This window comes from Kitasatospora sp. NPDC001225 (assembly GCF_053597855.1).
The window spans coordinates 1-8,785 of the sequence record NZ_JBSFJC010000219.1; the positions used below are offsets into that span (position 1 = coordinate 1).

The window sequence follows — 8,785 nt, forward strand, 5'->3', positions numbered from 1 at the left end:
AGCACGACGACCAGCATCAGCACCAGGGTGGGCCGCGGCGCCGGCGGCACCGGCCGATAGCCACCCGAGTCACCTCCACCCGACACGAAGCACACGAAGCAGGAGCCTTCCATGACCGACAGCCCCGAGCAGGAGTACGACCCGGGTGACGTGGCCGTCATCGGCATGTCCCTGCGGGCGCCCGGCGCCCGCACCAAGGAGCAGTTCTGGGACGTCCTCGTCCACGGCCGGGAGACCGTGTCGTTCCTGGCCAAGGAGGACATCCACGTCGACGAGACCCTGATCCACAACCCGTCCTACGTCCGGGCCTGCGGCGTCCTCGACACGTACGACAGGTTCGACCCGTCGGTGTTCGGCATCAGCGACCGGATGGCCGCCGCGATGACCCCGGAGAACCGGCTCTACCTGGAGAGCGCCTGGGAGTCCCTGGAGGACGGCGGCTACGACCCGGACCGGCTCACCGCCGAGATCGGCATGTACGGCGCCAACAACCCGCAGACCGCCGCGCTCTACAGCTCCCCGCCGGACCGGGCGTCGGTCGGCCCCGAGGCGATCGAGGCCAGCCTGGCGTGGTCGCCGGACAGCATGACCTCCAACGCCCTGTACTACATGGGGCTCACCGGCGAGGCCGTCACGGTCGCCGCCGTCTGCGCGGGCTTCCACTACGCGGTGCACCTGGCCTGCCAGTCGCTGCTGCTCGGCCAGAGCGACATGGCGATCGCCGGCGGCGCGATGGTCCGCCTGCCGCACCCGCGCGGGCACCTGTGGGAGGAGAACCGCATCCTGTCGAAGGACGGCCACTGCCGTCCGTTCGACGCCAACGGCACCGGCAGCGCGCTGTCCAGCGGTGTCGTCACCCTGCTGCTGAAGCCGCTCGGCCGGGCCGTCGCCGACCGCGACCACGTCTACGCCGTCGTCCGGGGCTCGGCCGTCAACAACAACGGCGTCAGCGCGATGGCGTACGGCCTGGCCCAGCCCGAGCGGCTGAGCGCGTGCATCGCCGCCGCCATGGAGGTGGGCGGCGTCAGCCCGGACACCGTGTCCATGTACGAGGCCAACGGCCTCGGCCTGCCGGTGACCGACGAGCTCGAAGTGCACGCGGCGACCATGGCGTTCGGGAAGCGGACCGCGACCGCCTCGATCGGCGGGGTCAAGGGCAACGTCGGCCACGGCGGCGTGGTGTCCGGCGGCTTCGGTACGGTCAAGGCCGCGCTGGCGCTGTACCACCGGACGCTCCCGGCCACCATCAACCTGACCGAGGTCAACCAGGACCTCGACTTCCCCAGCACCCCCTTCGTGCCGCAGATCGAGGGCGCGGCCTGGGAGCCGGAGGCCGGCATCCGCCGCGCGGGCATCACCTCCCTCGGCGGCGGCGGCTACAACGCCCACCTGGTGCTGGAGGAGCCGCCGGCACCGGCCGGACGCGCCCCCGAGGAGGCGGGCCGCCCCCGGCTGGCCACCCTGTCCGCGATGGACGACGACGCGCTGGCCCGTCAGCGCACCCGGCTCCGGGAGTGGCTGGAGGCCCGCCCGGAACTGCGCCTGGACGACGTCTGCTTCACCCTCAACCTCGGCCGCAAGGTGATGGGCCGCCGCTGGGCGGCCGTGGTCCGCAGCCGCGAGGAGCTGATCGCGGCGCTGTCCGACGACGCCCGCGGCCCGGTCGCCTCGACCGCCGCCGCCCCGCGCACGGCCCCGGGCTCCTTCTCCCGCAGCGACGACGGGATCGTGCCGTCCGGCCAGGACGCGCCGGCCCTGACCGACCTGGCCGCCGCCTGGGTGAGCGGCCTCCAGGTGGACTTCGACGCCCTGCACCGGGACGGGGCCGGCCGCCGCGTGCCGCTGCCCGCCTACCCCTTCCAGCCCCGCCGGTTCTGGCGGACGGACTGGTAGGCATGAGCACACCGGCACTGGACACCGTGGACCTGGGCGACCCGGCCACCTTCGCCGACCACGACCTCGACGGGTTCTGGCGCACCCTGCGGGACACCGCGCCGATGCACTGGAACCCGCCGGTCGACGGCCGCCGGGGGTTCTGGGTGCTCTCCCGCTACGACGACATCATGGCCACCTACCGGGACAACGTGAACTTCACGTCCCAGCGCGGCAACGTGCTCGTCACCCTCCTGGAGGGCGGCGACGCCGGGGCCGGCCGGATGCTGGCCGTCACCGACGGGCCCCGGCACCTGGAGCTGCGCAAGATCCTCCAGCGCGTGCTCTCGCCGCGGGTGCTCGACGAGGTCGCGCGGACCGTCCGGGTCAACACCCGGCAGTGGATCCGCGAGGCCGTCGGCTCCGGCGGCTGCGACTTCGCGGAGCGGATCGCCTCGCGGATCCCGATGACCACCATCTCCAACCTGCTCGGCGTCCCCGAGCGGGACCGGGACTACCTGCTCAGCCTCACCAAGACCGCGCTGTCCGCGGACGACGAGGACGTCGACGAGGTCGACTCCGAGATGGCCCGCAACGAGATCCTGATGTACTTCATGGACATCGTCGAGGAGCGGCGCGAGGCACCCGGCGACGACGTGATCAGCATGCTGATCGGCAGCGCCGTCGACGGTGTGCCGCTGTCCGACGAGGACGTCGTGCTCAACTGCTACAGCCTGATCATCGGGGGCGACGAGACCAGCCGGCTGACGATGATCGACTGCGTCCGCACCCTCGCGGCCCACCCCGGGCAGTGGCGCCGGCTCAAGCGGGGCGAGGTCGCGATCGAGACGGCCGTGGACGAGGTGCTGCGCTGGGCGTCGCCCACCATGCACTTCGGGCGCAGCGTCGAGCGGGAGACCGAACTGCACGGCGTACGGCTGCGGCCGGGCGACATCGTCACGCTCTGGCACGCCTCCGGCAACCGGGACGAACGGGTCTTCGCCCGGCCCGGGGAGTTCGACCTCGGCCGCACCCCCAACAAGCACCTGGCCTTCGGCTACGGCCCGCACTTCTGCGTCGGCTCGTACCTGGCCAAGGTGGAGATCGCCGAACTGCTCAAGGCCCTGCGGGACTTCACCCTCGGGTTCGAGCAGACCGAGGAGGCGCTGCCGATCCGGTCCAACTTCCTGACCGGGTTCTCCACCATGCCGGTGCGCTTCACGCCCGACCACTCCGGACTGAGAGAGTGCGGATGAACATCTACATGTCAGGACAGGGGGCGTTCGCGGTCCAGGTCGCGGAAGCCCTCCTGGACAAGGGGCACAAGATCGTCGGCGCGGCCGCGCCCCGGCTGCGCAAGGGGAAGTCCGACGAGAGCGACGCGATGTCCTGGGACCGCCTGCGCGCCTGGGCGTTCCCCCGGGACATCCCCTGGACGGACTCGCTCGAACTGCGGGCGATGCACATCCCGGACGGGGTGGACGTCATCCTCGCCGCGCACTCGCACGCCTTCCTCGGCCGGCGGACGCGCGCCCGGGCCGGCATCGCCACCATCGGCTACCATCCCAGCCTGCTGCCGCTGCACCGCGGCCGGGACGCGATCCGGTGGACCATCCGCGACGGCGACAAGGTGACGGGCGGGAGCGTCTACCACCTCACCGAGCGCACCGACGGCGGCCCGCTCGCCGCCCAGGAGCACCTGCTCGTGCCCCCGGGCTCGACCGCGCAGAGCCTGTGGCGCGACCACCTGGCGCCGCTCGGCGTGCGACTGCTGCTCAAGGTGGTCGACGACCTCGCCGCCGACCGGCGGATCGAGGTGCCCCAGGACGAGAAACTGGCGACCTGGGAGCCCGCGATGGACACCCAGCCGCTGTTCAAGCCCGAGCTCATCGCCCTGCCGGGCAGCGCCCGGGTCGACGGCAGCGCGCGGGCGCTGCACGAGTGAGAACCGTGTAGCGCCGCGACGGCCGAATTGCCGCGATCAACTCCTCAGGTGCCCCCGGGTGTTCGATACTCCGGGGGCACCTCTGTGCTTTCGGAAAGCCGGAGTTGGCAATTCTACTGCCCATTTCTCCGACAACTCCACTGCGGTGAAGCCTGGTTATCCGACCTGACGGCCAGCCAGCAGGAATCGGATTTCCCGCGCCGAACCTCGCAAGAACGACCTTTCGGATCCCGGGAACCGTACGGCCCCGCCGAGCGTCCCGCCTCGCGCCCGCCCCCCGGATCCCGCCACGAGACCCGTGGTGACCAGCGGAGATTGCCCGACGGAGCGTCGTCGATCCGGCGGCCGGAGCGGCGCCCCGGTGCCGTGCGTCACCGTTCGCGACCGCCGGACGTGCCTCGGAGGCAGGCTGGCGACCGCCCTTCGGGGCGTGATTTGCCTCACACCCGAGTGGTCGGTTCATCCGTTTTCACCCGAGCTGCCCCCCGTCTGACAGGGCCGCAGCAAGGGCTCTTTTCTCACGCATTTCTGATGAAGCGTTGACAGCTCTTTTAGGTGTCCATAAAGATCCGCTCAAACTTCGCCCACATTCCGGAAGTCGGAGCTTACGCACAGTGAGAACAGCAGCAAGACGGTCGGGCAGCATGCTCGCCGCGGCACTCGCCGCGGTCGCGCTCGCCGCGACCGCGGTGGTGCCCGCCGCCGCCGCCGGAGGGACACCTCCCCCCGGCGTGACGGAGCCCCAGGACACCGCCGAGACCCTGGCCGTCCAGGAGGCCGCCCGCACCGGCCAGCCGGTCGAGGTGCTCGCCAAGCGCGGCGAGACCAGCGACACCGTCGCCCAGCCCGACGGCAAGCTGAAGACCACCACCTACGTCCAGCCCAAGCGGGTGCGCAAGAACGGCGCCTGGGTCGACCTCGACCCCACCCTCCGGACGCTGCCCGGCGGCGCGATCGCCCCCAAGGGCTCCACCGCCGACCTGACGTTCTCCGGCGGCGGCACCGCACCGCTGGTCACCATGGCCCGGGCCGGCAAGGAGCTGAAGCTCAGCTGGCCCAAGCCGCTGCCCAAGCCGACCGTCAACGGCGCCACCGCCGAGTACGCGTCGATCCTGCCGGACGTCGACCTGAGGCTGTCCGCCACCAAGACCGGGTTCACCCAGGTCATCGTGGTGCACACCGCCGAGGCCGCCAAGAACCCCGAGCTGGACCAGCTCCGGCTCGGCCTCCAGGGCAACGGCCTGACGGTCAGCCAGGAGGCGGACGGCACCCTCAAGGCCAAGGACCCCTCCGGCGGCGGCACCGTCTTCGAGGCGCCCGTCCCGGTGATGTGGGACTCCTCCAAGCCGGCCGGCGCCGCGCCCGCTCCGAGCGCCCCGGCCGCCGCGCCCGCCGCGCCCGCCGCACCCGCCGCGCCGAAGGCGTTCAAGGCCGCCCCGCAGGCGGCACCGCAAGCCGAGGCCGCGGCCCCCGCCGCCCCCGCCGCCCCCGCTGCTCCCGCTGCTCCCGCTGCTCCCGCGCCGAACGACCCGGCCGTCGCCGGCTACGGCGACCTGCCCGGCGAGGGCGCCAAGATGACCCGCCTCAAGGTCGAGCTGCCCAAGGACGCCCTGCTGCTCTCCCCCGACCAGGCGATGCTGGACGCCTCGGACACGGTCTACCCGGTGATGATCGACCCGGCGTGGAACACCCCGCACGCCGGCGACTGGGCGGGCGTCTCGCGCACCTACCCGAACCAGGCGTACTGGCACTTCACGTACAACAGCAGCTACGTCCACGACTGGGGCGTCGGCTACTGCGGCGACACCTCCCGCTGCGCGCCGACCGACGTGAAGCGCGCCTTCTTCCAGGTGTCCAACCCGTTCGTCGGCAAGCAGGTCCTCTCCGCCACCTTCGGCACCTACGAGAGCTGGTCGTACTCCTGCGACGCCCGGCCCGTCGAGCTGTGGAGCACCGGCTACATCTCCCCCGGCCTGAACTGGAACGCCCAGAACGCCTCCGGGTTCTGGAGCCGCTACCTGCAGACCATCAACACCGCCAAGGGCTGGAGCGGCAACTGCCCCGGCGGCTGGCTGGAGTACGGCGAGACCGGCGCGGTGAAGAACCTCGTCCAGGACGCCGCCAACTGGGGCTGGCCGACCATCACCTTCGGCCTGAAGGCCCAGAACGAGGGCGACACCCTCGCCTGGAAGCGCTTCACCGACGACGCCTACCTGCAGGTGTACTACAACCTGCGGCCGAACCAGATCCCGATGTCCGACATGACGATGTCGCCGGGCTCGGTCTGCCAGTACCCGGGCATCAAGATCAACAAGATGCCGCAGGTCACCACCCGGGCCACCGACCCGGACGGCGAGGCCATCGGCGTGCAGTTCGCGGTCGGCTGGGACGACGGCACCGGCCTGCGCCGGCGCTGGTGGTCCACCGGCTCCGAGGACGCCGCGCCGGGGGGCAACACCTTCAAGGCCTCCGGCTCGATCTTCTCCTGGCCGCTGCCGACCGACCTGCCGAAGAACCTCCAGCTCGACTGGGAGGCCCGCGCCTGGGACGGCGCGCAGTGGGGGCCGTGGTCCTCCGACGGTGACCCGACCGGCTGCTACTTCATCGTCGACACCTCCGCACCGGACGGCCCGGCGATCACCTCGGACGCCTACCCCGGCTCCAAGGACGCCACCGCGGCGCTCCCGTGGACCGACGGCGTCGGCAAGAGCGGCCAGTTCACCCTGAAGTCCGCCGCCACCGACGTGGTCAAGTACCAGTGGGGCCTGGACACCTCACCGTCCGCGGCGAACGAGGTCGCCACCAGCGGCGGCGCCGGCCAGACCGTCCGCGTCCAGCCGCAGACCGCCGGCGTCCACTTCATCTCCGCCCGGGCCGTCGACGGCGCGGGCAACGCCTCCCAGCCCGAGACGTACTACTTCAACGTGCTCACCGGGCAGGCCCAGCGCACCGGCTGGTCGATGGACGACCCGAGCGGCACCAGCGTCACCGGCACCGGCGGCGGCTTCGAGGCGACCCTCGGCTCCGGCGCCACCGCGGGGGCCCCCGGCCACCTCGCCGAGGGCCTCGCCCTCGACGGCACCGCCAACGGCTACGCCGAGACCCAGGGCAACGTGCTGGACACCACCCGCGGCTTCGCCGTCTCCGCCTGGGTCAACCTCACCGGCGACACCACCCGCAACCGGGTCGCGGTCAGTGAGAACGGCAACTGGGCCGCCCGCTTCGCCCTCGGGCTGATGAACGGCAAGTGGACGATGTGGACCTCCACCCAGGACACCAACGCCGTCTACACCCTGGAGCCCGCGAGCTCGGACACCCCGGTCGTGCTCGGCCAGTGGACCCATCTGGTCGGCGTCTACGACCCGACCGCCAGGACCAGCACCCTGTACGTCAACGGCGTGCCCGGCACCCCGGTGGCCGTCACCGCCACCTGGGACGCGCGCGGCCCGCTGGAGTTCGGCCGCTCCAAGTGGCACGGCAACTGGACCGACCCGTGGACGGGCTCGGTCGACGAGGTCCGGCTCTGGGACCGCTCCCTGAGCAAGGCCGAGGCCGCCGACGCGGCCGCCGACAAGCAGCTCGCCACCGGCCGCCCCGCGAAGGCGGTCTGGCACCTGGACGGCAGCTCCGCCAAGCCCGTCGGCACCACCGAGACCGACAACCTGACCGCCTACAACGGCGTCGCGCTCGGCCGCCCCGGCATCGCCGACAAGGCGATCCACCTGGACGGCGTGGACGACTACCTGCGCGGCACCCGCCCGCAGGTCGACGGCAGCCGGGACTTCTCGGTCTCCGCCTGGGTGAAGCTGCCCGCACCGACGCCGGGTGACACCACCCCGAAGATGGCGGTCACCCAGATCGGCCAGCACAACAACGAGTTCTCGCTGTACTACTCGCCCTACTGGGGCCGCTGGATCTTCGGGCGCTACAAGGAGGACAGCTCCGCCGACACCCTGGTCCGCACCTGGCAGGACGCCTGCACCGCGGGCAGCCAGATCAACGGCGTGCCGTGCTTCACCGGCACCACCGGTGAGTGGACGCACCTGCTGGGCGTCTCCGACACCGCCGCGAAGAAGCTGCGCTTCTACATCAACGGCTTCCTCGTCGGCCAGTCCGACTACACCCAGAACGCGCCGTGGGCCAACCCCGGCCCGATCCAGATCGGCGCCGTCAACCGCGAGGGCGCCAACGGCGAGTTCTTCGGCGGCGACATCGACGACGTGCGGATCTACGACCGCGTCGTCACCGGCCCCGAGGCCGGCGCCATGGTCCAGCAGCGCCCGCAGCTGGCCGGCCGCTGGAAGCTCAACACCGCCACCAGCACCCCGGCCGATGCCCCGGCCGTCACCCCCGACGAGGGCCCGGCCAAGGCCGGCGCCCAGCTCGGCGGCGGCGCCTCGATCAAGGCCGACGGCGGCCTGTTCCAGACCCCCGGCACCCTGCTGCTGAACGGCTCCACCGGCTACGCGGCCACCGGCTCCGTCCCGCTGCACACCGGCCAGAGCTTCACCCTGGCCGGCTGGGCGAACACGGCGGGCGTCCCGACCCGGGACATGACGGTGCTGTCCGTGGCCGGCGCCAACAACAGCGCGGTCACCCTGCGCTGGCACCCCCTGGGCAACGACGCCAACGGCCAGCCGACCGGTCAGTGGCAGGCCGAGGTCCGCGACTCCGACGCCAACGGCGCGGCGCGCACCCTGACGACCCACACTCCGGCCACCTCCGTCATGGAGAACTGGACGCACCTGGCGGTCAGCTACGACGCCTTCGCGGACCGGCTCGCCCTGTACGTCAACGGCCAGGTCGAGAACCAGGGCTGCGCGGACGGTGACAGGACCTGCACCCCGCACATCTCCTGGACGGGCGCTCCGCAGCCCGCCCTGTACGAGTACCGGCAGGTCTGGGAGCACCACTACCTGGTCGAGGAGTACATCAAGGGCGAGCGGCTGGAGGACGTCTTCACCCGCA

General features: G+C 72.0%; 4 protein-coding genes. All 4 read left to right on the plus strand.

What is annotated here, in order from left to right; genetic code table 11:
• The first annotated feature begins 111 nt into the window (after positions 1-111).
• A complete protein-coding gene (locus ACWDCZ_RS37445; protein WP_449818257.1) occupies positions 112-1,893 on the plus strand; it encodes a beta-ketoacyl synthase N-terminal-like domain-containing protein in 1,782 nt (593 codons plus the stop codon).
• A gap of 2 nt (positions 1,894-1,895) precedes the next feature.
• The gene (locus tag ACWDCZ_RS37450; protein ID WP_416873980.1) at positions 1,896-3,128 is read left to right on the plus strand and encodes a cytochrome P450; all 1,233 of its coding nucleotides are present in this window, start codon (positions 1,896-1,898) and stop codon (positions 3,126-3,128) included.
• Positions 3,125-3,817 (plus strand): formyltransferase family protein, encoded by a 693-nt coding sequence (locus tag ACWDCZ_RS37455; RefSeq protein ID WP_449818258.1) that lies wholly within the window; start codon positions 3,125-3,127, stop codon positions 3,815-3,817. The genes ACWDCZ_RS37450 and ACWDCZ_RS37455 overlap by 4 nt, the downstream gene beginning before the upstream one ends.
• A gap of 644 nt (positions 3,818-4,461) precedes the next feature.
• The coding region (locus ACWDCZ_RS37460; protein ID WP_449818259.1) for a LamG-like jellyroll fold domain-containing protein at positions 4,462-8,785 on the plus strand (4,324 nt) is incomplete at its 3' end.

Coding starts and splice junctions, on each gene's coding strand:
- ACWDCZ_RS37445 (WP_449818257.1), top strand. CDS start 112: ATGACCGACAGCCCCGAGCAGGAGTACGACCCGGGTGACGTGGCCGTC.
- ACWDCZ_RS37455 (WP_449818258.1), top strand. CDS start 3,125: ATGAACATCTACATGTCAGGACAGGGGGCGTTCGCGGTCCAGGTCGCG.
- ACWDCZ_RS37450 (WP_416873980.1), top strand. CDS start 1,896: ATGAGCACACCGGCACTGGACACCGTGGACCTGGGCGACCCGGCCACC.